The organism is Psychrobacter piscatorii, from assembly GCF_043641605.1.
Taxonomy (GTDB): Bacteria; Pseudomonadota; Gammaproteobacteria; order Pseudomonadales; family Moraxellaceae; genus Psychrobacter; species Psychrobacter piscatorii_C.
In genome coordinates this window covers 270434-297429 of the sequence record NZ_JBHZRK010000002.1, presented here as the reverse complement: position 1 = coordinate 297429, position 26996 = coordinate 270434, and the positions used below count along the sequence as shown (strand labels likewise).

Here is a 26996-nt window from a genome sequence, read left to right as displayed (position 1 = left end):
GAAAAATAAAAGTGATATATTATTAGTTGGAAAAATCACAAATGATATTTGTGCGATCAGGGTTTTCGCTATTAGCATATACTTCAATACCAATATCCGAATTTCCATACATGTCTGAGTCGTGAAAGTCTGAAGACTCATATGTAATATCTATATTTTTTTTACGTAAGATTTTTCTAACATCTACAATATTTTTATCTAAAACAAAGTAGGGGCTGTAGATTCCGTTACCGACACCACCTATGAAACCAATTTTGACAATGGGGATGTCGTAATACTTCCCTACAATATCAAAGCTAGCGTCAAAATAATTGGCATTACTTTTACTGCTAAGTTCTCCTTCATCGTCATAGAATATGGTTTTGAGCTCACTATCTACTGCAAAAGCATACTCTTTAGGAACAGCAATACTTCCCGAAGATAAAGTATCAGCATCAGGAATCATACTAGTAAATAAAACCTCTTGAGGCTCAAAATCGCAAGCATTTTCCCAAGACTTAAAGAAGGGAGTCCAGTCATAGCTTTTATTTGCAGCAGATGCAGGCGAGGCTACACACAAAACAAGTAATGTAATACAAAATGCACGCCCATTGCCTATAATAGAAGATAGCATGAGTGTTAGCCCTCCATTTTTCAATTAGTCAAACTGCTGCTTGCCATTACGGACAAAAGGTAGCTTCAATACGCGCACATCGACGAACTTACCTTTGCCGCGTAGATCGACCTGTACGTTATCATCTTCTGATAAGCTGGCAGGCACACGGGCAATCGCAATGGAGTTTTTTAGGCTAGGGGAGAATGTACCGCTGGTGATAATGCCAGTTTGCTGATTGTCAGTGCCTTGATTGATAGTCACGGTCATGCCTTCACGCAATACGCCGCGCGTGGTCAATAGCAGACCTACTTGCTTCATAGCGGTGTTGTCTTCTTTTGACTGCTTACGTTTGCTGACCAATGCTTCACGGCCGACAAAGGCGCGGTCATCTTTAAGCGCTAGCGTCCAGCCCATGTTGCACTCATAAGGGCTAATGGTTTCGTCCATGTCATGGCCATAGAGGTTCATGCCTGCTTCCATACGCAAGGTATCACGTGCGCCAAGACCAGCAGGTTTGATACCATTTGCTTTTAGCTGCTCAAAGAAAGCAGGGGCATCATCGGCATGCATAATGACTTCGACGCCATCTTCACCAGTATAGCCAGTACGAGCCACAAACCAATCGGTGCCTTCGATATTGGTCAAGTCACCACCAACGAAAGGTTTTAGCCCTGCTAAGGTATCTGCCCAACTTGGTTTGGCTTGAGCCAATTTTGTAATAGCATTTGGACCTTGCACGGCGAGCATCGCAAGCTCAGGACGCTCGGTAATCGTAATATCAAAGCCTTCAGCGACTTTATTAAACTGTGCTAAATCCTTGTCACGAGTGGCCGCGTTAGAAACGATACGGTACTCAGTTTCTTCTGCATTCATGAGGTAGACGATCAAATCATCGATGACGCCGCCTTGCTCATTGAGCATGCCAGAGTATAGCGCTTTACCAGCGGTAGTGAGTTTGTTGACATCGTTTGCGAGCAGTTTTTGTAGCCATGCTTTGGTATCCGCGCCTTTGATATCAGTCACAACCATATGTGAGACATCAAACATACCTGCGTCCGTACGTACTGCTTCGTGCTCTTCAATTTGTGAACCGTAATGAATTGGCAATTCCCAACCAGAAAAATCGACCAGTTTGCCCTCACTATCAAGATGAGACTGGTAAAAAGGGGTGCGCTTTGGGGTTTGGGTGCTGCTAGAGTCTTGAGAATGGGTATCAGTCATAACAAATCCTTATGTGTACATCAGTCGTACTCGGCAGAGTAAGGTGTGATGCGCAACGTAAAAGTAGCGAGAAGCAATATTGCAAGGTGCAAATATCACATCAAAGGGTGACACAGAAATCAAAGATAAAGACACAAGCCAAACAGACGCTGAACGTCGGTTTAAGCTAAAGCCCCATCTGTCCTGTGACCTGAGATTTTCAACACGAACCATCGTTTACGAGCAGTTATTTAAAACCTGCGATTGATGATAACGTATTTTCTCCCCTTCGGTGGGTAAGACGTCGTCCGTTCTTACCACTCTCCAGATTTGTTATGCCTTTTGTTTGTTCGCGATGCATGATTGATGGCATCAACGTAAACAATAATGACATACGTTTTTCAGTCCTTTTACCTGAGCGATTGGCAGGGTGGATGCGCCTTCGGTGGTCATATGGCAGTTGTCAGTTTGTATCACCAATGCGGTTTTATACAAAATCTGTGCCGACAGACTCTCTCCTGAAAAACGCTTTTATTATGAAAGGTTCAAAGCGCTTTTACAAGTCATCAACGCTATTAAAGTAAATAAATTTGGCAAAAATGATGTTTTACTAGGATGGTTTGTTGAAGAGAGGCGAGTAGTAAGAGGAGGTTCTACACTTCTCCCAGCAGTTTTTAGACTGCTCAAAACAGCATAGGACAGCAAAATTACGATAGCAAAACGCAAAGCGACTACTGGTATTTGCCTGAAATATGCTAACCTACGCCCATAGTTACTGATAGGTGGTTTTTATGCATTGCGATATTTATAAATTTCCCAAACATGATGACATGTATGTGTATATTGCGCGCCCTGATTATCCTGATGATACCGATGAGATCAAAGATTGGCTTGGCGTACTGCCAAAAGACTTTCGTGCAGGTTTAGGCCGCAGCAAGTTTGTCATGCATCTTGATTTGGCGACGACGCCCACTCTGGCGCGTGTTGATAAAGAAGAAGTACTGGCAAAGCTAGATTCCCAAGGCTATTTTGTGCAGATGCCACCACAAGATGTCATGCGCCGCCAAGCAGAGCTGCGCGCTCGTGAAGCGCAAGACAATATCTACGACTAGATACATTTTACGATTAGATAGCATTGACGCTTGGTATGCTTATTGGCAAGACGGTTGTGACAAGGTGATTGAGAGAATGATCTTTACAATGCCATGGACAAAACACTCACGACACATTTGGTCACATGCATTTGGGTAGAAAGTCGTGATAAACTGACACCCCATGACATCTACATAAAAAAATACAGATAGAAACGCACATGATGTGTGCATCGATTATGTATTTGATTTTATTTTGGTACGATATAACGCACCATACACTGCTAGACACACAACGTGTCACCGGTGATAAACGCAGGTAATGAAACACGCATGGACTGGTTAAAAAACATCTTACATAGCTTACCATTAGAATCTATCAGTGACATTCTCGGTGAGATTGCCATTTGGTGGGGTCAAATGGTAAAAAACGTACCGCCCGCCGATTTGCCAATGTATGTGTATCTTGGTGGTTCGATTTTGGTGTTGGTGTTATGGTTGCTAGTCGCTCGCATATTGCCCAAACCATTAGGTGGTATGAGCTGGATGATACTGTTTGCAGTGTTATTGGCGCCAGGCACAGCGCTTGGTGATTCTAGTGAGATTGCACCAGCCAGTATCAGCGTCGTCTACGCTGTTATGATGAAGGACTTCGCAGGCGCGATTGCCAATATGCTGCCAATATTGGTAGTACTGGTCATTGGTTTGTTTATCGGTTTTATGTGGCAGCTGATACGCGGCGCATTTGCGTCGAGTTTGGATAAAGCTCGTAGCCGTACGGCAGAGGATACGCAAGCGACGATGCAACTGACGACCGGCAGTTATTTGGCAGAAGGTGCTACCGTCACCGAACAGTCCGATACTAATGTAAACCTAGAAAAAGATAGTACATTAAATAAGAAAGCTAATAGCGATATGTCCGATAAATGATGAAAGTAGACTAAGCATTAATATAAAGTTATTGTCTTAAAAAATGACTGCATACCTGAATGAAAAGACACCAATGCGTGTCTTTTTTTATGCCAGAGTGTTTACCAATTATATGAATGGTTAGAGGTATATAACCATGGTTAATAAAGGCGAACGCATGAGTATTTTGGCAATACGTCAGGCTGTGCTAATCTAATTTATCTTTTATTCATTATCAAATTTTTAGTCCTATTTATAACCATACATTCATAACAATTCATCTATAACAACAATCGAGACCTGATTATGAGCAAGCAAACCTTTACCGGCACTCAAAATTATATCGCCACAGACGATTTACAACTGGCAGTGAATGCGGCCATGACCCTGCAAAAGCCGCTCCTTATCAAGGGTGAACCTGGTACGGGTAAGACATTGCTTGCAGAAGAGGTTGCTGAAAGTCTAGGGATGCCACTGATTACGTGGCACATCAAGTCGACGACTAAAGCTGAGCAGGGTTTATACGAGTACGATGCGGTATCGCGCCTGCGTGATTCGCAGTTGGGTGATGACAAAGTTTATGAGATTGGCAATTACATCAAGCCGGGCAAGCTGTGGGATGCCTTCACTAGCACTGAGCGCAGCGTACTACTGATCGATGAGATCGATAAAGCAGATATCGAGTTCCCTAATGATTTGCTGCATGAGCTGGATAAGATGTCGTTTTATGTGTATGAGACGGGTGAAACCATTACCGCAGAGCAGCGTCCTGTGGTGATTATCACATCAAACAATGAAAAAGAGCTGCCCGATGCATTTTTGCGTCGTTGCTTCTTTCATTACATCGACTTTCCAGAAGAGCAAACCATGCGCCAAATCATAGAGGTGCATTTCCCCGATATTCAAGAAAAACTGGTCAACGACGCGTTGGATGTTTTTTACAAACTGCGCAACATTCAAGGCCTCAAAAAGCCACCATCCACGTCTGAGCTGGTCGATTGGTTGACGTTATTGCTCGCTGATGACATGGCGCAGGATGAGCTAGAAGAAAACTTACGCGGTGAAAAATCTATCCCACCATTATATGGTGCATTGCTGAAAAACGAAGCGGATGTGAATTTACTACAGCGTTTTGCCAACATGATGCGTCGTTAAGCGTATCTAGGTGTTCAGTGCTTTTTCCGTTTTACGTCAATCAGTGGTGCGTCTCTTATGTTCATAAAATTATTCTATACCTTGCGGACTTACGGCGTGCCAGTCAGTACGCGTGAGCTGCTTGATCTCAATGCCGCGTTAGACAAGGGTTTGATGATGCAGCCGCATCCTGAAGATCCAGCACTGACGACTTTTGCGAGCCGTGAGGATATGTATCGGCTGATTCGGCTGTGCATGGTCAAAGACGAGCGCCATTTTGATAAATTTGATCGGGCCATGGCAGATTATTTTGAAGGGGTTGATAGCCTTGATATGGATGCGCTGTTGGCTAAGCTGACGGATGTGCCTAAAGAATGGCTCGATCTAAAGCTCGACCCAAAGAACTTGACCGAAGAGCAAAGGCGTCTGCTAAAAAAATACGGCTCGCTTGAGGAGCTAATGAAGGCGTTAGAGGAGCGGTTAAAAGAGCAAAAAGCGCGTCACCAAGGTGGCAGTAAATGGGTAGGGACGGGCGGCACCTCGCCATTTGGTGCTTATGGGGATCATCCAGAAGGAGTACGCGTTGGCGGTGAATCGCGTAAACGTAGCGCCGCGAAAGTCTGGGAGCAGCGTAAATACCGTAATCTTGATGATGATAATCAACTTGGTACTCGCCAAATCCAAATGGCACTACGCAATCTACGTCAGTTTGCGCGCACAGGCAGTGCGGATGAGCTCGATATTCATGAGACCATTAAACGTACTGCCAAGAAGGGTGTGCTCGATATACATATGCAAGCCGAGCGCCGCAACCGAGTCAAGGTATTGATGCTATTTGACGTGGGCGGTAGTATGGACATCCATGTTGAAGCACTTGAGAAACTGTTCTCTGCGGCAAAGAACGAGTTTAAAACATTAGAGTTCTTTTATTTTCATAACTGCCTATATGACTATGTGTGGAAGGATAACAACCGTCGGCACAGCGCACCAATGCCAACGTTTGAGCTACTCAATAAATATGGGCGCGAGTATCGCGTCATCTTCGTCGGTGATGCATCGATGTCGCCCTATGAGCTGATGACCGTGGGCGGTAGTGTCGAGTATATGAACAATGAAGCGGGTATTGTATGGCTAAGGCGTGTGCTTGAGCATTTTGATAAAGTGGCGTGGCTCAATCCTGAAACGCCAAGCTATTGGCAGTACACGCAAACCATCGTTGAGATCAAAAAGCTGTTTGAAAATAAGATGTATCCAATGACCTTACATGGTGTTGAGGAGATGACTCAATACATGGCGCGATAATATTGGTCTACATTTGGACGAGTAATATGAAAAAAGCACTTAAGACGACATTAGCGTTTTAAGTGCTTTTTTATGTTAAGTAGTGCCAATTTTGAGGAGGCATATTAGCGACAAATGCTATGGTAAAGAGGGATACTAGTTTTTATTTTCAACCAGTCCAATCATCACGCCCATCTCTTTTTTGTCTTGCTTATCGATAGTAGGTGCATACAGTGCTGAGGCAATGCCGCCATCCAAAAATAGCGCATTTGAACAACCTAGTTCGTCTTTGAATAGAGTCGCAAACTGATAAAACGTCACAGGCTCATCTGTATTGACGAATTGTATGCTGCCATCTCGGCAAATGCCTGCACCGTTACGCAGTTTGATGGAGGTGCTATCAGGATTGAACTGCGGGTGTATCTCGTCATTGATGACTAGCATAGGACCAGACTGCGTCGCATACCAAGGCTGTGCGTTGCCAGTAGTTATCTGCTCATCTAAGGTATGGCTTTCGGTGATTTGCACGTTGCCAGCTTTGTCCCACCACATAACGCCATTGGGCAATAAATGAAAATTACCGCCACCTTCTTTTAGATTGAGCGATTTGACCTCTTTGCCTTTGATAACGGTATAGCCAATCGGTGCATAGTTTTCGTTGTACATCCCTGCATTCATAGCAAAGTTTAAAGTTTCAGTCTTTGGTAAAGTGGACAGCAACGTATCAAAGGTCAGTAGTGGTTGGTCATTAGAGGCTTGCCAAAATAGCTGGAGTGAATAACGATCGTTTGTTAATTCACTTGCATCCACACGGCAGACGCTATATGTAAATGGCGAGTCTTTTGTCTGACACGACCAACTGTCTGTATCGAGGTTAGTCGTGTCAGTGTCTGTCTGCTGGCAAGCGCTAAGGCCTAGCGCAAGCATTATCAATGATAACGATAAGGTAAAAATGGAGGTTGGCATCAATCACACGTCTTTTAACATAGGGGTATTTGTGGTTTGTGTTTAATGAATAATTTTTGCGTACTACCTTTTAGTCGCTACTAGGCGGATAGTCACGGAAGGTATTATTCACATTGCCGATGAGTTGTCCACCATCGGTCATGATCAAGTGGTCAGTATCATACATCGAGCGGTGTCCAGTGGGTGCGCTGGTTTCTTTGCCTCTATCACGGGAGTCTTTATTATAAGCAATGAGCGCATCGTTATTGGCTAAGAAACTATCAGGATTGGCCATCACCCACATCTGATTGAAAATATCCGCACGCGCGCTATTATCAAGTAATGCGCCCTTATCCGTAAAATAGAAAAACTTAGATAGCAGCTTAATCTGCCCGTCATCTAGACGGCGGGCGATATGATAAGGCTGCAACTGACTCGGATGCTGTAAACCCACTGCGCCGACGATACTGGCAAGCGATTTGAGCGTGTTTTTGTGAAAGCTTGCTACCCGCTCTGCTTTGCTAGGCACATCAAGCGCCTTTTGACGGTAAGGGTCTTGGGTGGCGACGCCTGTCGGGCAGGTATTGGTATGACAAGAGCGCGACTGAATACAGCCGACTGCGAACATAAAGCCGCGTGCCGAGTTACACCAATCAGCGCCCAGTGCAATCATCCGCGCAATATCAAACCCTGAGACAATCTTACCACTGACGCCCAGTCTGATCTTGTCACGAATGCCTGCACCGACCAAAGTATTGTGAACGAGCAAAAACCCTTCAACCATTGGCATACCGACATTGTCCATAAACTCAACAGGCGCCGCCCCTGTACCGCCTTCAGCACCATCAATAACAATAAAGTCAGGATAGTTGTCCATCTCAATCATGGCTTTGACAATCGCCATAAATTGCCAAGGCTGACCTACGCATAGCTTAAAGCCAACAGGCTTGCCGCCAGACAGCTCACGTAGCTGCTGCCAAAAGGCGACAAGCTCACGCGGTGTACTAAATGCAGTATGTGAGGCGGGCGAGATACAGTCTTGACCTGTCGGTACTTGGCGGGTATCGGCAATCTCTTGGGTGATTTTGCTCGATGGCAACACGCCACCTTTACCCGGTTTGGCACCTTGCGACAGCTTGATCTCGATCATTTTGACTTGTGGATCGATGGCTTTTTCGGCAAAAGACTGTGGGTCAAAATTGCCTTCGGCATCACGGCAGCCAAAATACCCTGTACCCAACTCCCAAATCAAATCGCCACCGAACTTGCGATGATAAGGGCTAATAGCACCTTCCCCAGTATCATGGGTAAAGCCACCAATCTTGGCACCTTGATTAAGCGCCATAATGGCGTTTGCTGACAGACTGCCAAAACTCATCGCGGAGATATTGAATACCGACATGTCATGTGGCTGCTGGCAACGCTCGCCGCCAACAGTGATACGAAAGTCTTTGTTTTTTAATGGCTGGCTAATGGCGGATTGCAAAAACCATTCTTTACCATGAGTATAAAGATTGTCTAGCGTACCAAACGCATTGGTATCGCTGACGTTCTTTGCCCGCTGATACACTAGCGCGCGCTGCTGTCGTGAAAACGGCACTTGCTCTTTGTCATCCTCAAGCAAATACTGACGAATCTCAGGACGAAAATCCTCTAGTACGTAGCGTATATGTCCTGCTATCGGGTAGTTTTTTAGCACTGAATGCTTGGACTGAATCAGATCATAAATACCGAGTCCTACGCCAAAACCGCCAATCACGATCAACCAACCGTGCATCAGTAGCAATCCTGCTAATAATAGACAAATAGCTGCACCCAGCGTGCTGTAGCGCAGCAGCAACCCGACAAAATACGGCGAGCTGGTTTTGGGTTCAGGGTGTAGATTGGTACGAGATTCAGGCATAACGAGGCTCAATAGTCATTGTAAATATAGATAAGACGCTCAAATTTGTCGCGTACATCATACACCGATGAGGTCACCACGTCGGTATCATTGGGTAACAGTATACTAATGCTGGCAAATTTTAGCAGGTGATTCTTACTAATATTTGCTTATCCTCTATAGCATCAAACGTGATTGCAACGGGTAAAAACTGCTCAATGAGCCACGCTTGGGTTTTGCTATGCTCGCTAATAACCCGCGCACTAAATGTACTACCGCCTGATAAGGCTAAAGGTAATAGCAGCTGATCAGTTAAATATTCATCAAGCAGCGCATCCGTGTCATACAGATAGCGCTTTACTAAGCCTGACAAACGACCACCTATCTTTTCTGCTGAGCTACGTTTTTCTCCTAGTAAGGTAAATATTTCAGAGTGATATTCTTTATGATTTTGCATGTCACGAGTCTCATGAGTGACTTTTGCATAGCACGTATTGCCTTCACCAATGCCGTATAATTTATTACCGCGCGTTGTAATAAGCGCATCATCAATACCCGCTTCAATCAATGCGGCTTTGGCGCTGGCAAGCTCGCGTTTGCAAATATCGTATTCTAGGTTGAGCACGCTTGCGACCAGCTCTATGCTGCTAAGCTTACTGCGTTCCGTGAGGTCTAATCGTGAAGCATTAGCACGGCGCATAAATGGCGCAATAGTTGCTTTAATCATACCGCCACCAACAGGCGCAAATCCTGCTTGCAGGCACTCAATATTCAATTGCATTCCTAATTTAGCAAGCATAGGTACAAAGGCATTTTGTAAAAAATCCGTCGTCGGCGCGAGTGGGTTGTGCGTGCCACCTATGATGGTAACGGTGGATGGCGAAGCTGAAGCAGTATTGGCAAAGAGTAGGGCGGGAAGTAACGTTTGTAACACGAGACTGGTACTGCCCGCTGAGCCAATATCAAAGGTATAATCGTCCGCTTGTACGGTGCTTGGTGTAAAAGTAAAGGCCATACTGCCCAAATGCGCGCCCGATACGCTAGCGTTCGATATCTGTTGTGACGCTTGCACGCACATCAAATGCTGGCGCATCAATCCGGGCTTGGCGCGTCCAGCACGAATATTGGTGATTTCAATCGGTGTGCCTGTAAGCATCGACAAGGTGAGGGCGCTACGGATAATTTGACCGCCGCCTTCGCCAGTGCTGCCGTCTATTTTTAGGGTTTTATGTGTTGATGCTAGCATGATAAATGTCTTTTTAAATAGAGTATTATGTATATATCGCTCAATATTAGAAATTATTAAGTAGATATGGCATTCATTATTAATGACATCCAGTCCATTCAATAAAAATAGTTTTATGCTGGCCTTCTATCAAGTAATAATGCCAACTTAAAGCAACTTCAAATGGAGGGTACATTGTGTATTCACTTACTCGCGTCACTTTACCCAAAGTTAGATCAATAGCTCTGCCTAAAAATTTTCTATAAAAGTCAATCCTATCTTCTTCATGGGTTATTTTTTGATCTTTGTTTTTTAATAAAACTTGGGCATAACGATGATCAAAAGATATTATTCTATCAATAAGTTGATCTAGTGATCTTGCAGGGAGACTGCCTAAAGATTTTTCTGCAATTCTCCAATCTTCTGACAGAAGGCTGTCCTTTTTACTCAGATCATAACAGTCACTGTAGTAATCTAAGTAAGCATGCTTAAGAAGCTCTTCATCTATTTGATTTATATTCACTACTGGTAATACCGTTAATTCTGTCCACGAACAATCTTGGTCATCTATTTCAGATTGAATAGCGATGGTATCCAATACACCAGATAAATAATCTAAGCTTTTCATAATAGACTGCCTCAAAAATAAAATTGAAACCAACTGTCAGTGTCTGGTGCTAAGGTCTAAATGGTGCATTGTGCCAAGTGCCATGTGCGGGGCATAAGTGGTAAAAAATGCGCCTGCCCACAACGCGCGGCAGCCACGACAGTATATTTTCAACCCCCTGCTGTGGGTCGCGGGGTCTGACACTCGCCCAGTCGATTTCAAAAGGGTGGTCTGTCCATTATCAGACAGACAAAGCTAAAAAAGGTTTACAAAGCTAGTCTACAAGGTCAATTTGCCAGTTATTGGCTTGAATGACAATGTTAAGCTGACGCAGCTTCATGGCGATATCGTCCGCTTGCTTTTGCAATGCGCCGACCGAGACCATCACTTGCCATTTAATCTCACGCGGGCTATAGCGATCGACCTCGGTTTCGGTCGCCGCTATCGACTCGGTCAACAGCTTGTGGCGCATCTCAAGGGTATCGCGCTCAACGAGCAGCGCCAGCATCGATTGATTGTTATCCGTCATCGTCACCGCGTTGGTGCGCTGAATGCGGGCGATAAGCGCGGACAGCTCAGTAATCAGCTGGCTTGCGTCCATCAACAGCTGATTGGGGTCTTCGCTTGGCGTATCGCCGTCTTGGACTTTGACATTGTTGCGAATACGTCCTTTGAGTTGCGCCAGTTTTTTTTGCATATCGCTACGGATAAGTAGGGCTTCTGCGAGTTTCATTGGGGTGCTCTCTTTTTTAATTTTCAAATATATTTTTTTTGCTCAATAAATTTGTTTTGAATTAAAATATCAGGAATATTTTTAGGAGTTCCCTTTTCAGATTTTATCCTCACTGCAAAGACAAAAGAAAAAATAGCTGAACGTGTCAATTGTAGGACATGCTCGGCACTCTCAACAAATTCGGATTCTGAAATAAAGACTGGCTCTTCATAATAGGCTAATGAAGTTTCAATATTTTCAGGTTTTTCATTATCATAAATAAATACAAAGCTATGTTCTAAAGCATTTCGCCACTGCTTGTAAAAATTAAGCTCGCCTTTAAGACTGTAGTTTAAATCACATGCAGTACTATACAGTCCTATTAAACCTGCATTACCATAAGAATTAAATTTTTCTAGTCTCTCTTTTTTATCTAATTCCCAAAAAGTATGGAATGAAGCATTACGCACCTTGTTGTTTTTACCTCTAGGTTGCAAGTCGAATAATAGGGCGATTGCATTGCCAATCTTATCAAGAATCCCAAAGCAAATTCGGAAAGCAGTACGAAGCTTTTCGATATTGGTTCCTAGCAATTCATTGTCATATAACTCTGCATAGCAAGCGTCATCGTCTATATATTCGCTTTTCTTAGCAGACTTATATTCGTACAGCATTAACCTAGCAAGCCCAAATTCTGACTTGAGCCTATTTAGTACCTTCTCCATTGGTAATATAAAGTCTCCAGCCATTGCTCTAGTAGGCACTGGAATATTTAAATTATCGCGCGCACTTCCATAACACTTGCAATATAAACCATGTTCACTAAGGCTTAGAAAGTTGACTAAGCACCATCTGCGATATTCTGATAAAGACTGATATTCTTGCTCGTCTAAGTGACTACTATCTTCTAAATCTACACCTATATCCGAACAATCTTTCTCGATATCACTATCTATTTTTTCGGCTCTCATTGAGTAGTATCTTGCCCAATCAGGAGGTATACACTTTGATGCACTTGCCTTTCTGTAACCTAAAGCTATTTCCTTACCCTGCTGTACAGTATGCATTTTAGTAATACTATTCAGCGAAATTAGACACTCACTACGGTTTACCCAAGCTTGAGCGATATCCAGATTCATCGCAATAACTTGATCGTATAAAGCCAATGCCTCAGAAATCCTATATTGTTGTTTAAGATTATTTGCTAAATTCACTAAGTATTGCGGCTTAGTTTCTATTCTTTTTACCCTACAAATTAATATAGCTTTCAAAAATAGAGAGCTAACTTCTGAGAGTTGTCTTGTTAGTTTTACATCAATATCAACCTGTTTCTCAGAGGTGCTCTGAATTAAATTTCCCTTTGCATTTCCTAAGCAATAATAGTAGCTATCACGAGCCAAACAGTTCTCAAAACTATCGGACTCCATTATTTCTAAACCTATATAGCTCGCTTCTTTTTTTGAAGCCATATGGCCTATATCAACAAATAAACCAGCAAGTCTAAACAGGGTGTAATAGAAGCTTGGTTCAGTAGGATTACTAACTTCTCCTAGAAGCTCCTTTAGATATAGGCATAATTTATAACTTTCTTCAAACTGCCCTCTATCAATCATTTTAGATGCATTATCTAACTGCAAGTTTGTGTATGTAATCTTAGATTGGATGGAGTCTTCCATAATTTTGTCCCTGTTATTTAGAAAATAATAGTTTCTACCTAACCCTTAACACAAACCACCTGCCGCAAGGTATGTACCACTTCTACCAAGTCGTTTTGGGCGTTCATCACGTCTTCAATGTTTTTGTACGCCGCTGGGATTTCGTCAATCACGTCGGCATCTTTACGACATTCTACGCCTTTGGTTTGGGCGATTTGGTCATCAATAGTAAAGACTTTTTTCGCCTCAGTGCGTGACATCACGCGACCTGCGCCGTGCGAGCAAGAACAAAATGACTCCTCGTTGCCTTTACCTTTGACGATAAAGGATTTTGTGCCCATTGACCCCGGAATGATACCGTATTCACCAACGCGAGCACGTACCGCGCCTTTGCGGGTCACAAATACTTCTTCGCCATAGTGCTCTTCTTTCGCCACATAGTTGTGGTGACAGTTGACCGCTTTCACTGCTGCATCGAACGGTTTTGGCATGATGGTGCGTAGCGCTTGGATGGCTTTTTCCATCATGATTTCGCGGTTTTTAAAGGCGAAACGCTGCGCCCAACCCACCGCAAACCAATAATCCTCAAAATGCTCAGTCCCCTCGGCAAAGTAGGCGAGATCTTTGTCAGGCAAATTAATAAACCATTTGCGCATGTCCTCACGCGCCAGCTCGATAAAGTAGCGCCCGATGGCATTGCCGACGCCGCGCGACCCTGAATGCAGCATAATCCACACCTGATTGGTCTCATCAAGGCACACCTCAACAAAGTGATTGCCTGTACCCAGTGTGCCCAAGTGGGTTAGATTGTTGGTGTTTTTTAGTTTGGGATGCTTTTGGGTCAGATAGTTAAAATCATCGACCAGTGCACCCCAGCCATTCATGACGCTGTCATCAGGGTTTGCCCACGCGCCCACATCACGGCGCGAGCCGCGACCGCGTGTCTTGCTGCGTCCATGCGGAATGGCTTTTTCCAGCTCCGTGCGCAGTCCTTGCAAGTTATCGGGCAAATCATCTGCGGTCAGCGTAGTTTGCACCGCCATCATCCCGCAGCCGATATCCACGCCGACCGCCGCAGGGATAATCGCCTCTTTGGTCGGCAGTACGGTGCCGATGGTTGCGCCGATACCGACATGCACATCAGGCATCACCGCGAGCCACTTATAAATAAAAGGCATCTTTGAGGCTTTAACCAGCTGGTCGTGGGCTTTTGGGTCGACAGGCACGCCTTTGGTCCATAGGCGGATAGGGGTGCCACCGTCTTGAATGATGTTGTGTGTCATGGGTTGCATCATGTGCTCCTTAGTTTTTATAAGATTGTTCTGTCTGTACTTTATAGGTTGCTAAAGGTGTGCCAGTTTTTGATAAAGACAAATTTATTTTTCATAAGTATCTGATATTGAATGATAAAAAATATCTTAAATTCTTTTTTTATAAAATAATGAACTTTAATCAAGTGAATAAAGATATAATTTATTCTATAAATATAGTTTTTATTCTATAAAAGGATTGTGCATGATGGCGAAAGCTCAATATAAAACAAAGCATAAGGTCGTCTCTGATAAACGCTTATTAAGCACGGCGATTTTATTAGGCGTGAGCATCAGCAGTTGTTTTGCTGCGCCGTCTTTGGCATCGCTACGCGGCAATTATCAGACCTCGATACAAGTCGCGCCCACTATGCAAATGCCATTGCCCAAGCCGCCCGCAGCCCTATTTAATAGCGTGCGCTATGACAGTGACGGTATGTCGTTAGCCGCATTTGTCACGCCCGATCCGCAAGATCAAAAAAAGTATCCTGCTATCGTCTGGATAACGGGCGGTGAGTCCAACACACTGGCAGACTTTTGGCGCAAAGGCTCAAAGCAAAATGATCAAACCGCCAGCCCATACCGTGATGCGGGTGTGATTATGATGTTTCCGACCTTGCGCGGCGGTAATGACAATGCGGGCAATATCGAAGTGAATTATGGTGAAGTCGATGATGTCATCGCGGCGGCAGAATATTTGGCGACCCTGCCGTATGTCGATAGCAGCCGCATCTATCTAGGTGGGCACAGTACGGGTGGCACGCTCGCGCTACTGGTCAGTGAGGTGGCGAGCAGCACGCAGCCTGAGTTGTTTAAAGAGGTGATTAGCTTTGGCGCTACGCAAGAGACGATGTTTTTGCAAGACGTTGACTTTGCTAGCGATGAGCAACGCGAAATGGATTTGCGTGCGCCTGCAAACTGGACGAATGATATTCGTATGCCGACGTGGATTATTGAGGGCAAGCGTGACGGTAACTATCGCGACCTAAAGCCGATGTGTGATAAGAACAAAAACCCGATGCTGCACTGTGCTTTTATCGCGCAGCACGACCACTTTAGTGTGCTGTATCCGTTGAATCGTCACCTTGCGCAGCAGATTATGGCAGACGAGCCGTTGTCTATTGACAGTACCAAGTCATGGACAATCAAAAAGTAAAATCAAAACCAATAAACCAAGCGCATCATTATGAGTAAAAGCAACATGATTAAAAATCATAAAACCGCCGTTATCGGCTTTCTCGGAACGACATTGGACAACGGCTTTAATGACAAGCGTTGGCAGCGCTGGCGTCCGAGCGTCAGCCTGTGCCTGCATGATGACCTGCTGGTCGATGAGCTGCATATCCTCTATAGCAAGCGCGATAAGCGATTGTTTAACGTCATCGTTGATGATGTGGCAAAGGTCAGCGCCGATACCAAAGTCATTGGACATCGGGTGACGCTGGCGAGTCCGTGGGATTTTGCCGATGTTTATGCCGAGCTGTATGACTTTGTCATAGGGTTCGCCTTTCGTGAGGACACGGACTATCTGCTGCATCTGACCACAGGCACGCATGTCGCGCAGATTTGTTGGTTTTTGCTGGTCGATGCGGGGTTTTTGCCTGCCGATTTGATTCAGACCTCGCCGTGTCCCAAGCCCGACCAATTCGACCCACAAGGGCGCTACCAAATCATTGATTTAGACGTGTCGCGCTATGACAGTTTGCGCGCACGTTTTGAGGCAGAAAAAGCTCAGCACTGGCAAACCCTGCAAGCCAATCTCGTTACCCAAAACGCCGCGTATCAACAGCTGATAGCCGATATTGAAAAGGTCGCCACGCGCTCCAACGCGCCGATTTTATTGATGGGCGCGACAGGGGCAGGCAAGTCGCAACTGGCGACGCAAATCTATGCGCTCAAGAAAAACAAAGCCAAAAACAAACAGGCGCTCGGCCCGTTCGTCGAGGTCAACTGCGCCACCTTGCGCGGTGATACGGCAATGAGCGTGCTGTTCGGTCATGTCAAAGGCGCGTTTACGGGTGCGGCATCGAGCCGTGAGGGTCTGCTCAAATCAGCCGATGGTGGTTTGTTGTTCTTAGATGAAATCGGCGAGCTGGGACTGGACGAACAAGCGATGCTCTTGACCGCGCTTGAGGCACAGCGCTTTTATCCGCTTGGTAGCGACACCCCGATTGATGTGTCGTTTCAACTGATGGCGGGGACGAATAAGGATTTGCGCCAAGCGGTCGCGAATGGGGAGTTTCGCGCCGACTTGTTTGCGCGCCTGAACACGTGGACGTTTTTTTTACCGTCGTTAAAAGACCGTATCGAGGACTTGCCCGCCAATATTGATTACGAGCTGGCGCGTCTTGGCAGTGAGCAGCAGTACCAGTACCGTTTTGAGCCTGAGGCGCGGGCATACTTTGAAGCCTTTGCCACAAGTTCTGAGGCGACATGGCAGGGCAACTTTCGCGATTTAAGCGCCAGCATGACGCGTCTAACGACATTGTGCGAGGGCAAAGTGATTCGTATGCCCGATGTTAAGGCAGAAATCACCCGCCTTAAGCATCTGTGGGCATTGCCCAATAGCACGCAGCATCAAGCGGACAAGGCGTATGCGCCCAGCCTGAACGAGCAACAAGCGCACGCGGACACGGTGCTGAGCCGCCATCTATCCAGCGACGACAAAGACGCGCTCGATCCCTTTGACGCGGTGCAGCTGGCGTATGTGATTGAGGTCTGCTATCAGCACAGCAGCCAAGCGGCGGCTGGACGCTACCTATATGCCAACTCCAGAAATCAGCTAAAAAGCAATAACGACAGCGACCGACTGCGTAAGTATTTAATGAAGTTTGGGCTGAGGTTTGATGGGTTAAAATAATAAGACTAAAAAGGAGAAGATATGATTAATAAAGGATTTGTCGCAGGCACGCTCGTACATACGGATAAAGGGTTAGTACCGATTCATGATATTAAAGTTGGCGACCTCATTTTATCAAAGCCTGTGCTCTCTAAGCCTGAAGATGGTAGCGGTGACATAGAGTATAAGCCTGTGGTCAAGACCTTTGTGAATGAAGACAAAGAGATGTGGATCGTGCGTTTAGAGAAAAATAATACTTCGCCTTATAGATTAAAACCAGGTGATGAAAACTTTGATATTCAAAACTATCTGCTTGTCGATGAAAAAATTCAATCAGCTAGCCGCTTTAGTAGTTTTCTAGCGACGCCCAATCACCCTGTTTGGGTAGTCGGTGCTATGGAGAATCCACAGGAAGATATTGAGTTCTATGATCAGCCTCACTTTAAACGTGTGGATGAACTACAGCAGTATGAAATTGCTGTGAATACCGATGGCGTAATGTACACCGTTGAGCGTGTACAACCTACCTATCAAGTCGCTAATGATAATCTAGAATTCAATCCAAATTATTACTGGTATCAAGAGCACTATCATGAAGATTACTACGATGATTATGTGCAAGATGCCGAATCGCACATGCTCGACTATAGCGAAGCAGAATATAAGGGTACAGGCTATGTTAAAGACGTCAGCTATTACCAACAACACGGTTATCTCGATATTGGTATCAAAGATAAGAAAGGTAAACTACTGCTAACGAATTTTTTAAAAGACAATCAAGGCGAGCCTATTCCTTATACGACAACCGTCTACAACTTTGAGGTGGCAAACAATCATACCTACTTTATTAGTCGCGCAGGAGCATGGGTACATAACACCAATGTTATCAACCAGTCCCATAAATAATAAAAACAGTAAAAGGAAAGCTAATGACCAACACAGGATTTGTCGCGGGCACGCTCGTTCATACGGATAAAGGCTTAGTACCGATTCAGGATATTAAAATGGGCGACCTCATTTTATCAAAGCCTGTACTCTCCAAGCCTGAAAGTGGGGTCGGTGATATCGAGTACAGACCCGTACTCAGCACCTTTAAATCACCCAATAAGAAAAGTATCTTTAAAGTTGAGTATTTCAATGAGACCGCTGATGCGCGAGGTGAAAAGGGTAGCAATTATATCTTATGCACCAGCAATCACCCATTTTGGGTAACTCGCCAGCCTGAAGATTTAGAGGGTGAATGGTTATCGGCGGAGCGTTTGCCAGCTGGATATCTAACGTCTGCTCATGGGGATACGATTGCGCTTGATGATTATTCGTTTATCCCTGTACGCACCTTACCGAACTTCCCTGAAGGTACAGCGTATACTCAAAGTATTGAGGAACATGACTTATGGGAGACAGATGGCCTGGTTCAGTTTGTGAAGTTTTCAGATAGTGGCTATCAGTTTGTCAGTTTAGCCAATACAGAAGAAGCGTTCAAAGAAGAAATCAAAACTGTCAATATGCAAACTTCTGATGCCAAGTTGCTCATCAATGAAAAGGCACCTTTTATTATAGATTCAGAGTTATATAAAACATTGAATGTAAGATTACGTCAAGATATAGCGCCTAAGACACATAGTGCAGAAAGGTTTGTAAGAGAGATGCACTTACCTCTAATCTTTGAAGGAAAAATAATCAAAGAAAATAGAATTGGTGATGAGGGTTTATTCAAAAAAGCTTTAGCAGGTATCAAAAAGTACGGCGATTCAACGGGATTAACAGACGAAAGTATTCATAAGCAGATGCGACGCTATAACGATGTCTGCCCCAATCCTTATGAAGACCATGTCTATAACATAGAAGTCGCGGATCATCATACGTATTTCGTCGGGCATGATGCGGTGTGGGTGTTGGATGCTAAAGAGCCAGCCAATTAACCAGCTCTTTAGTTTATATCAATAGAAAAATTATGACTGGCTATAAGGCTTATATCTTAGTCATATTACTAATCTAAACCCTCCACCAATCCGCTCCGCCAACGCCTGCAACTTGGGCACTATGATTGCCGCATAGTCATCCGCTTCCCAGTTGGCACTTGGTACACTGGCATTGAGCGAATACGTATATTGCCCCGTTGCGACATCATATACGCCCACCGCGACTGCCAGTATGTCAGTAGAAAACTCCCCATCAGAGACGGTATAGCCGTATCTCTCATAATGCTCTGCTGCGCTGGCTAGGGCAGTTTGTGCATGATTGAATTCTTCATCAGATAAATTCTCTTTCAAATTGCTAGTGATGATCGCCTGTCTCGCTTGCGAGCTTACTGCATAAAAAGCCCGTCCAATAGCAGTACGTGCCACCGGCACCGCTGAGCCAACTTGTAAGTTGACCGATAGGCGTGCAGGACTACGACAGCAAGCATGATAGCGCATCTCTCCTTCGACTTCGGTTGCTAAATTCACCGATACTTCATTCTCACTGGCGAACTGCCGTAATAATGGTTCAGCCGCTGCCACCATGTCATGACGACTCCACGCAGTCGCACTGAGACGTACCGCACTACTGCCCAATTGATATTGTCCATGCTCAGTGACACGCAAAAATCCCAGCGTGGTCAAGGTATGAATCAGGCGAGTAATGGTCGCTTTTGGCAGTTTGGTCATCTGACATAGTTGCTGATGGGTGAGCCGCTCATGGTGTTCAAAGGCAGCCAATATGACCAATCCACGACCTAATGCCGTCACAAACTGTCGATCGTTCTCTTCCTTGCTTTGACCCATCAGGTGATCCATTCGTTCGAGTAGTGAATTAGCTGTCGATGTAGATGTTGTCATTTTATTTCCATTTCTCTTAATGATTGTCTCTTTTGATGCCTATTTTTTAATAAAGGTTTACAGCGCGGCGAAAATTTGCTTAAATAGTTTTATATTATGAAACTAAGTTTCGCACAGCGGAATAATAAAGTCAATGACTTGTTAAACCAAATGATGTATCAACCACTATTCGTCAGTCAGGATGACTGATATCAAGGAGATCTACATGGCAACATCTACCAGCCCGCGCTTTGATTGGGAAGATCCTTTTTTATTACGCGACCAGCTCACTGAAGAAGAGCGTATGGTCACCGACAGTGCCCGTCAGTTTTTTCAAAAAGAGCTCATGCCCGGTATCGTTCAGGCCAACCGTAATGAGCATTTTGATCGTAATATCATGCGCCAAATGGGTGAGATGGGTTTGCTTGGTGTGACGATTGAGGGCTACGGCTGTGCTGGTCTGTCCAGCGTTGCTTATGGGTTGATTGCCAAAGAAGTCGAGGCGGTCGACTCGGGCTATCGCTCGGCGATGAGCGTACAGTCAAGCCTAGTGATGCATCCGATCTGGGCGTATGGCACAGAAGAGCAAAGAGAAAAGTATCTGCCGAAACTTGCTACAGGTGAATACGTCGGCTGCTTTGGTCTGACTGAGCCAGACTCTGGGTCTGATCCTGCCTCAATGTCGACGCGTGCGCGCGCAGTCGATGGCGGTTATGAGCTGACAGGTAATAAAATGTGGATTACTAACAGTCCTATCGCGGACGTGTTTGTGGTCTGGGCAAAAGACGATGCGGGTGAGATTCGCGGTTTTGTCTTGGACAAAGGCATGAAAGGGCTGTCCGCACCGAAGATTGAAGGTAAGTTCTCACTACGTGCTTCGGTCACAGGTGAGATTGTCATGGACAAAGTGTTTGTCCCTGAAGCCAATGCTTTCCCAGATATCCGTGGTCTAAAAGGGCCGTTTGGCTGCTTAAATAAAGCCCGTTACGGCATTGCATGGGGCAGTATGGGCGCGGCAGAATTCTGCTGGAAGGCCGCTCGTCAGTACACGCTAGATCGTAAGCAGTTTGGTCGCCCATTGGCCGCCACGCAGCTGGTACAGTTGAAACTTGCCAATATGCAAACCGAAATCAGTCTAGGGTTACAAGCCGCGCTACGTGTCGGTCGCTTGATGGATGAAGACAACGCTGCGCCTGAAATGATCTCGCTCATCAAGCGTAATAACTGTGGTAAAGCGCTCGATATCGCTCGTATTGCCCGTGATATGCATGGCGGTAACGGTATTTCTGATGAGTTCCACATCATTCGTCATGTGATGAACCTAGAAGCCGTCAATACTTACGAAGGTACGCACGATATTCACGCACTGATCTTGGGCCGTGCACAGACGGGTATCCAAGCGTTCTTTTAAATAGTTTTCGGTACAACTGTATTTCATGACGTACGTTGCTGCTTGGCTTTTTTAAAAGAGCATCAACAGTGGCGTACGTTTTTCAGTTGTTATTCCTCATTTATAGTCGAAAATGCTTTAAAAGCGCTACGGTACTGCTGAAACAAATTTTTGCAGCCTCTGGCAGCAACGGCACAGCAAGCAAGAAAATTAGTTTCAGCAGTGCGTGATGTGTCGATATTACTTTTCACTAACGATATATACTCAGCGCTAAATGATGAATAGCAATTTTCTAATCAGAAAGTCGAAGAATACGCCACAGAGTAAGGGAATCTCATGACAGATATGACTGATATGCCAAAAGGTGCATTGCATGGTATCAAGGTACTCGATTTATCAAGAGTGTTGGCAGGTCCTTCTTGTACCCAAATACTTGCGGATCTGGGCGCAGACGTCATCAAAGTTGAGCGTCCCAAAATAGGGGACGAAACACGCCACTGGGCACCGCCAACATTCAGCGATGACACCTCCGCTTATTACGCTACCATCAATCGTAATAAAAAATCGCTCACGGTAGACATCACCACGCCAGCAGGGCAGACCATTATTAAGCAGCTCATTGCTGATAGTGATATTTTGGTCGAAAACTTCAAAGTCGGTGGTCTCAAAAAATACGGTTTAGATTACGACAGCCTAAAGCAAGACAATCCGCGCTTAATTTATGCGTCATTGACAGGGTTTGGGCAGACAGGGCCAGATGCCAAGCGTCCCGGTTATGATTACATTATCCAAGGGTTATCAGGGCTGATGAGTATTACGGGCCCTAGTGATGGCGAACCGCACAAGGTGGGCGTAGCCGTGGTTGATTTATTCGCGGGGTTACAACTGACGATTGGTATCCAAGCCGCGCTATTAGCGCGTCAACATACTGGCACTGGTCAACACGTCGATGTCGCACTCTTAGACAGTGCGTTGTCTATGCTGGCCAATGTCGGTATGAATCATTTGGCCTCAGATAAAATACCCCCAAGACTGGGCAACGATCATCCCAACATTGTGCCTTACCAAGTGTTTGCCGCCCAAGGGGAGGTGCACTTTATTTTGGCCTGCGGTAATGACCATCAGTTTGCCAAACTGTGCACTGTATTGTCAGTCGATTGGCACACTGATGCGCGCTTTGCGACCAATCCTGACCGCGTTGCCAATCGCGAACTGCTGTGTGCTGAATTGACTAAAATATTTGCCAAGCATCCTCGTGCTTACTGGTTAGAAATTTTGGATCAGGTGGGCGTACCTTGCGGTGCGATTCATAATGTCGCTGAAGCTTTGGCGATGCCACAAGTCTCAGCGCGCGAGATGATTGTCGATTTTGCGGCACAAGGCAGCCCCGTCCGCGCCCTTGGTAATCCCATTAAGCTCTCCGCATCTCCTGTCAGCTACCGTACACCGCCGCCGCGTTTAAGCGAACATACCGATAGCACACTTGCAGATTTGGGTTATGATAGCGAGATGATCGCCAAGCTAAAAGCCGACGGTATCGTGTAGAGTAGTATTTATAAATGGCCGTCTGCAAGATCAAGTAAGTAGCCAAGTAAGTGGCGCACCAGTTAGAAAAGTAAACCATTTAAAGGATGCTATACAAAAGCTAATCTCAAACAAGGAATGTTGAGCATGAAAATATACAGCCATGAAAACCTAAGTCTGCACAGACCGCTACCTTATTTTTCTTATGGAAAAATGCATGAGCCGTTAGAGATACCAGAGCGTATGACCGAACTGCTAAAAGCACCAGTGGCGCTGGGTCTGGAGGTGACCACTGCCACAGATATTGGCATTGCGCCCATATTGGCGGTTCATGATTTTGGTTATGTGGAGTTTCTCAAGCATGGCTATGATGAATGGATGGCAGTTGAGGAAGATTTAGGCGCGCAGGTGCAGACTGGAATTTTTGTGCCGTATGACAATCCCGGTATTGGCATCATGGCAAAAGCGGCCAAGTATCAGGCAGATGATAGCGCCCCTATCAGTGAGCATTCTTGGACATCGATTTATTGGTCGGCGCAGACCGCACTCAATGCTGCCGAAGCTTTATTAGACGATAACCTATCAAGTACTGAGCGCGCCCAAAATCGCATACAGCTTTGCTTTTCGCGTCCGCCGGGTCACCATGCGCGTAAGAGTGCAGCCGGCGGATTTTGCTATCTTAATAACGCCGCCATCATCGCTGAACATTTACGCCAAAAGTATAAAAAAATCGCCATCATAGATACCGATATGCATCACGGTCAGGGTATCCAAGAGATATTTTACGATCGCAGCGATGTGCTCTATACCTCAGTACATGGTGATCCTGTTAATTTTTATCCAGCAGTGACAGGGCATGCGTTTGAAAAAGGGACTGGCGAGGGCGAAGGCTATAATATCAATCTCCCGATGCCACATGGCACCGATGAAGCTGGGTTTTTTGAGTATGTCGATAAATCCATTGACGCGGTGACGCTATTTGACCCAGACGTTATCGTTCATGTCTTAGGTTTTGATGTCTATGAGGCTGACCCAGAAGCGAGATGTACTGTCAGTACAAAGGGCTTTGAGATGTTGGCACAAAAGATGATTGCTCTAAACAAGCCGTTGATCGTCTTAGTCGAAGGCGGTTATTACTTGCCAAAGCTTAATGACAATCTACAAGCATTCTTATCAGGACTTATAGCAGCTGATAGCAGTAGTAATTAGAATGATAGAAACCATCAAAGCAGCTAAAATCTTAACTGTAATCTTAGCCGCTTTGTCGTTAAAGAGAAGCAAAATGAAAGTAAATCAGTTGCAGGATATAATCTCAATGAATCCTGCAACTACGTCACATAAGCAATCAATTATGATTCAGCTATAAAACCTAAATGCCGCTCAATCTGTTCGGCCAACTCAATCAATACTGCACTGACCTCAGCCCGTTTAGCCTCATACTCTCCTTGCAAAAAACTTACTGCCATGCCAGCGACCGCCGTGCCTGACGCATTACGAATATAAGTACCTAAGCAGTACATCCCATCACGCAACTGTCCATCATCGAGTGACAATCGACTTTCCTGAGTCGCTGCAAGCTCGTTGGATAAATCCGCAAAGTTTTTGACGCCATGTTGGGTCATGGGTGTGGGGAACTTCTCTTTATACAGTGACTTTATGCTATCCATCGACAATGTGGATAGCATGGCTTTGCCTGTCGCCGAAAAAACCGCAGGCACGCGCACGCCTGCACGAAAGGTAAAACCAAGCGGGGCAGGTGATTCATGGCAGGCCAAAAACACCACTTCTCCCAAATCCAGTTTTGACAACGTCACCGTGTGTTGCAGTAGCACCGGATACTGCACAATCAAATCTTTAAACAATCGTACAACGCCTTGCTGCTGCTCGTACTTTCCCGCCCAATACATTAGATATGAGCCCAAATAAAAGCGGCTTTCAGGATCTTTATAAATGACGTGCTTGGTCAGTAAGCTCTGCAAAATATTATGCGTAGAGCTGCGAGGAAGCCCCAATTCTTTGGCAATATGAGCGGCTGTTAGCGGCTGGGCGCTATCGGTAATCAAGTCCAAAATCTGAAAGGTTTTGTCTAGCGCAGGTACGGCAGTCGAGCTCATAAATAACCTATAAAGTGAAATAAAATAAGGGAGTACAAGATAATTGTCAAAATAATGAGATTAAGGGTTGCAAATCGCGACATATCGTTCTTATAATGATGTCTCGTATATAGAATACGTGTTCAGTATATTGGACAAAAAAACAATTATCAATCATTATTTCATGATTACTATTATATCCACTCTTATAAACATACCTATATGACAAGGAGCGTCAACATGTCAAATACGCTACAGTTATCAAATCCAGACCTACTCAAACAATCTTGCTTCGCTAAAGACGGCTGGCATGTCTCCAGTGACAATGAAACCCTCGATGTGGACAATCCTTTTAACGGTGAGCTCATTGGTACTGTACCAAGCCTTACGATAGAAGATGTCAATGACGCCGTTGCCTATGCTCATGAAGCGCAAGTTGCTTGGGCGGCCAAGACAGCTAAAGAGCGTGCAGAGCTGTTGCAAAAGTGGGCAGATCTCATTGATGCCAATAAAGAAGATCTTGCGATCATCATGACCGCTGAGCAAGGCAAGCCACTTACTGAGTCACGCGGCGAAATCGGTTATGCCAATAGCTTTATTCGCTGGTTCGCCGAAGAAGGCAAGCGCGTTTATGGTGATGTCATTCCTGCTAATAGTACGCAGTTACGTCATGTTGTGCTTAAGCAGCCCGTCGGTGTTTGTGCCGCCATCACGCCTTGGAATTTCCCAGCTGCGATGATCACGCGCAAAGTCGCACCAGCGATGGCAGCAGGTTGTACGATTATAGTCAAACCAGCCACCGAAACACCATTCTCAGCACTGGCACTGGGTGCCTTAGCAGAGCAAGCAGGTATTCCTGCAGGCGTGCTCCAGATTGTAACGGGTAAATCATCAACTATCGGTGAAATCCTAACGGGTGATGCACGTATTCATAAGCTGTCGTTCACGGGCTCTACCGAAGTCGGTCGTACGCTAATGGCACAATGCGCGCCGACTATTAAGAAGCTGTCATTAGAGCTTGGTGGCAACGCGCCATTTATTGTCTTTGATGATGCCGATCTTGAGAAAGCTGCTGCAGGCCTTATCGCCTCTAAATACCGTAATGCGGGTCAGACGTGTGTGTGTGCCAACCGTGTGTACGTGCAAGACAGTATCAAAGATGAGTTCTTAGACGTCTTTGTCAAAAAAGTCGCTGAGCTAAAAGTCGGTAACGGCTTGGAAGAGGGCGTGGATATTGGTCCGCTTATCAACAAAAAAGCATTAGATAAAGTTCAAGCACTCCTTAAAGATGCAATGGATAAAGGTGCCAAACTGGTCACGGGTGGTAGCGTCAATGATGCCTCAGAGCTGACTTATAACCCGACTGTTATCACTGATATTAGCAGTGACATGGACATCGCCTGTGAAGAAATTTTTGGCCCGATCGCGACCATATTTACTTTCAAAGACGAAGCAGAAGTGATTCGTGCTGCCAACGATACCATTTATGGCTTGGCTGCTTACTTCTATAGTAGCGACTATGCACGCTCATGGCGCGTAACTGAAGGATTAGAGTATGGCATCATCGGTCACAACACAGGTTTGATTTCTACAGAAGTTGCCCCATTTGGCGGCGTGAAGCAGTCTGGCTTCGGCCGTGAAGGCTCAAAATATGGTATCGAAGACTATATTACGACCAAATACTGGTGCTCTGATATCAGCTAATAAATAGCTCGCCCAGTATTTAATAGAGCATTTAACAAAACATTTTAGATGTCGAACGGTGTTTTATCTCAGACAAGCACCGTTTGATATCACTAAGTC

Annotated in this window: 23 protein-coding genes and 2 riboswitches; of the genes, 12 read left to right on the top strand and 11 right to left on the bottom strand. The window is 45.2% G+C overall.

Annotated elements, in window-relative coordinates; genetic code table 11:
• Nucleotides 1–22: 22 nt before the first annotated feature.
• Nucleotides 23–613 (bottom strand): hypothetical protein, encoded by a 591-nt coding sequence (locus tag ACHUET_RS03625; protein WP_394210740.1) that lies wholly within the window; start codon nt 611–613, stop codon nt 23–25.
• A 24-nt stretch (nt 614–637) separates the two neighbouring features.
• Nucleotides 638–1816: a glycine cleavage system aminomethyltransferase GcvT gene (gene gcvT, locus ACHUET_RS03620; RefSeq protein WP_394210738.1), complete on the bottom strand. Its 1179-nt coding sequence runs from the start codon at nt 1814–1816 to the stop codon at nt 638–640.
• A 168-nt stretch (nt 1817–1984) separates the two neighbouring features.
• Nucleotides 1985–2133: riboswitch (glycine riboswitch) on the bottom strand.
• A 54-nt stretch (nt 2134–2187) separates the two neighbouring features.
• Nucleotides 2188–2326, bottom strand: a riboswitch (glycine riboswitch).
• Between the two features lie 260 nt (nt 2327–2586).
• Here gcvT and ACHUET_RS03615 point away from each other — a divergent pair.
• The 4 genes from ACHUET_RS03615 to ACHUET_RS03600 all read left to right on the top strand — a co-directional run bounded on the left by ACHUET_RS03615 (nt 2587) and on the right by ACHUET_RS03600 (nt 6231).
• Entirely contained in the window at nt 2587–2907 is a 321-nt protein-coding gene (locus ACHUET_RS03615) for a YcgL domain-containing protein (RefSeq protein WP_394210736.1), read from the top strand.
• A gap of 312 nt (nt 2908–3219) precedes the next feature.
• Nucleotides 3220–3816: a hypothetical protein gene (locus ACHUET_RS03610; RefSeq protein WP_394210734.1), complete on the top strand. Its 597-nt coding sequence runs from the start codon at nt 3220–3222 to the stop codon at nt 3814–3816.
• A 285-nt stretch (nt 3817–4101) separates the two neighbouring features.
• A complete protein-coding gene (locus ACHUET_RS03605) occupies nt 4102–4950 on the top strand; it encodes an AAA family ATPase (RefSeq protein ID WP_394210732.1) in 849 nt (282 codons plus the stop codon).
• A gap of 57 nt (nt 4951–5007) precedes the next feature.
• The gene (locus ACHUET_RS03600) at nt 5008–6231 is read left to right on the top strand and encodes a vWA domain-containing protein (RefSeq protein ID WP_394210730.1); all 1224 of its coding nucleotides are present in this window, start codon (nt 5008–5010) and stop codon (nt 6229–6231) included.
• A 135-nt stretch (nt 6232–6366) separates the two neighbouring features.
• Here the strand turns inward: ACHUET_RS03600 and ACHUET_RS03595 are convergent, their stop codons facing one another.
• The 7 genes from ACHUET_RS03595 to ACHUET_RS03565 form a co-directional block, all read right to left on the bottom strand.
• Entirely contained in the window at nt 6367–7176 is an 810-nt protein-coding gene (locus tag ACHUET_RS03595) for a phosphodiester glycosidase family protein (protein WP_394210729.1), read from the bottom strand.
• Nucleotides 7177–7246: 70 nt separating this feature from the next.
• The gene (locus tag ACHUET_RS03590; protein ID WP_394210727.1) at nt 7247–9058 is read right to left on the bottom strand and encodes an FMN-binding glutamate synthase family protein; all 1812 of its coding nucleotides are present in this window, start codon (nt 9056–9058) and stop codon (nt 7247–7249) included.
• A 121-nt stretch (nt 9059–9179) separates the two neighbouring features.
• Nucleotides 9180–10283 carry an RNA 3'-terminal phosphate cyclase gene (gene rtcA / locus ACHUET_RS03585; protein WP_394210725.1) on the bottom strand — a complete coding sequence of 368 codons (1104 nt, stop codon included), beginning with the start codon at nt 10281–10283 and terminating at the stop codon, nt 9180–9182.
• Between the two features lie 79 nt (nt 10284–10362).
• Nucleotides 10363–10890 carry a hypothetical protein gene (locus tag ACHUET_RS03580; RefSeq protein ID WP_394210723.1) on the bottom strand — a complete coding sequence of 176 codons (528 nt, stop codon included), beginning with the start codon at nt 10888–10890 and terminating at the stop codon, nt 10363–10365.
• A 253-nt stretch (nt 10891–11143) separates the two neighbouring features.
• Nucleotides 11144–11602, bottom strand: a complete 459-nt coding sequence (locus ACHUET_RS03575) for a DIP1984 family protein (protein WP_394210722.1) — start codon at nt 11600–11602, stop codon at nt 11144–11146.
• Between the two features lie 23 nt (nt 11603–11625).
• On the bottom strand, nt 11626–13257 hold the full coding sequence (locus ACHUET_RS03570; protein WP_394210720.1) for an LA2681 family HEPN domain-containing protein: 1632 nt from the start codon (nt 13255–13257) through the stop codon (nt 11626–11628).
• A 38-nt stretch (nt 13258–13295) separates the two neighbouring features.
• Nucleotides 13296–14531, bottom strand: a complete 1236-nt coding sequence (locus tag ACHUET_RS03565; RefSeq protein WP_394210718.1) for an RtcB family protein — start codon at nt 14529–14531, stop codon at nt 13296–13298.
• Between the two features lie 220 nt (nt 14532–14751).
• On the opposite strand from ACHUET_RS03565, the gene ACHUET_RS03560 reads away from it, so the two are divergent.
• From ACHUET_RS03560 to ACHUET_RS03545, 4 genes are read left to right on the top strand one after another with little or no spacing between them, the layout of a single operon-like run.
• Nucleotides 14752–15702 (top strand): alpha/beta hydrolase family protein, encoded by a 951-nt coding sequence (locus tag ACHUET_RS03560; protein ID WP_394210716.1) that lies wholly within the window; start codon nt 14752–14754, stop codon nt 15700–15702.
• Nucleotides 15703–15747: 45 nt separating this feature from the next.
• The gene (gene rtcR / locus ACHUET_RS03555; protein WP_394210714.1) at nt 15748–17406 is read left to right on the top strand and encodes an RNA repair transcriptional activator RtcR; all 1659 of its coding nucleotides are present in this window, start codon (nt 15748–15750) and stop codon (nt 17404–17406) included.
• A 21-nt stretch (nt 17407–17427) separates the two neighbouring features.
• Nucleotides 17428–18291, top strand: coding sequence for a hypothetical protein (locus ACHUET_RS03550; RefSeq protein ID WP_394210712.1), 864 nt, complete (start codon nt 17428–17430; stop codon nt 18289–18291).
• Between the two features lie 23 nt (nt 18292–18314).
• The gene (locus tag ACHUET_RS03545; protein WP_394210710.1) at nt 18315–19307 is read left to right on the top strand and encodes a Hint domain-containing protein; all 993 of its coding nucleotides are present in this window, start codon (nt 18315–18317) and stop codon (nt 19305–19307) included.
• Nucleotides 19308–19367: 60 nt separating this feature from the next.
• On the opposite strand, the gene ACHUET_RS03540 is transcribed toward ACHUET_RS03545, so the two are convergent.
• Nucleotides 19368–20207 carry an IclR family transcriptional regulator gene (locus ACHUET_RS03540; RefSeq protein WP_394210709.1) on the bottom strand — a complete coding sequence of 280 codons (840 nt, stop codon included), beginning with the start codon at nt 20205–20207 and terminating at the stop codon, nt 19368–19370.
• 205 nt (nt 20208–20412) lie between these two features.
• On the opposite strand from ACHUET_RS03540, the gene ACHUET_RS03535 reads away from it, so the two are divergent.
• The 3 genes from ACHUET_RS03535 to ACHUET_RS03525 all read left to right on the top strand — a co-directional run bounded on the left by ACHUET_RS03535 (nt 20413) and on the right by ACHUET_RS03525 (nt 24309).
• Nucleotides 20413–21597, top strand: a complete 1185-nt coding sequence (locus tag ACHUET_RS03535) for an acyl-CoA dehydrogenase (protein WP_394210708.1) — start codon at nt 20413–20415, stop codon at nt 21595–21597.
• Nucleotides 21598–21912: 315 nt separating this feature from the next.
• On the top strand, nt 21913–23121 hold the full coding sequence (locus ACHUET_RS03530) for a CaiB/BaiF CoA transferase family protein (RefSeq protein ID WP_394210706.1): 1209 nt from the start codon (nt 21913–21915) through the stop codon (nt 23119–23121).
• A gap of 126 nt (nt 23122–23247) precedes the next feature.
• Nucleotides 23248–24309: a histone deacetylase family protein gene (locus ACHUET_RS03525; protein ID WP_394210704.1), complete on the top strand. Its 1062-nt coding sequence runs from the start codon at nt 23248–23250 to the stop codon at nt 24307–24309.
• 140 nt (nt 24310–24449) lie between these two features.
• On the opposite strand, the gene ACHUET_RS03520 is transcribed toward ACHUET_RS03525, so the two are convergent.
• Nucleotides 24450–25214, bottom strand: a complete 765-nt coding sequence (locus ACHUET_RS03520) for an IclR family transcriptional regulator (protein WP_394210702.1) — start codon at nt 25212–25214, stop codon at nt 24450–24452.
• Nucleotides 25215–25433: 219 nt separating this feature from the next.
• On the opposite strand from ACHUET_RS03520, the gene ACHUET_RS03515 reads away from it, so the two are divergent.
• Complete coding sequence (locus ACHUET_RS03515) at nt 25434–26897, top strand: NAD-dependent succinate-semialdehyde dehydrogenase (RefSeq protein WP_394210700.1); 1464 nt, start codon at nt 25434–25436, stop codon at nt 26895–26897.
• Nucleotides 26898–26996: the final 99 nt, after the last annotated feature.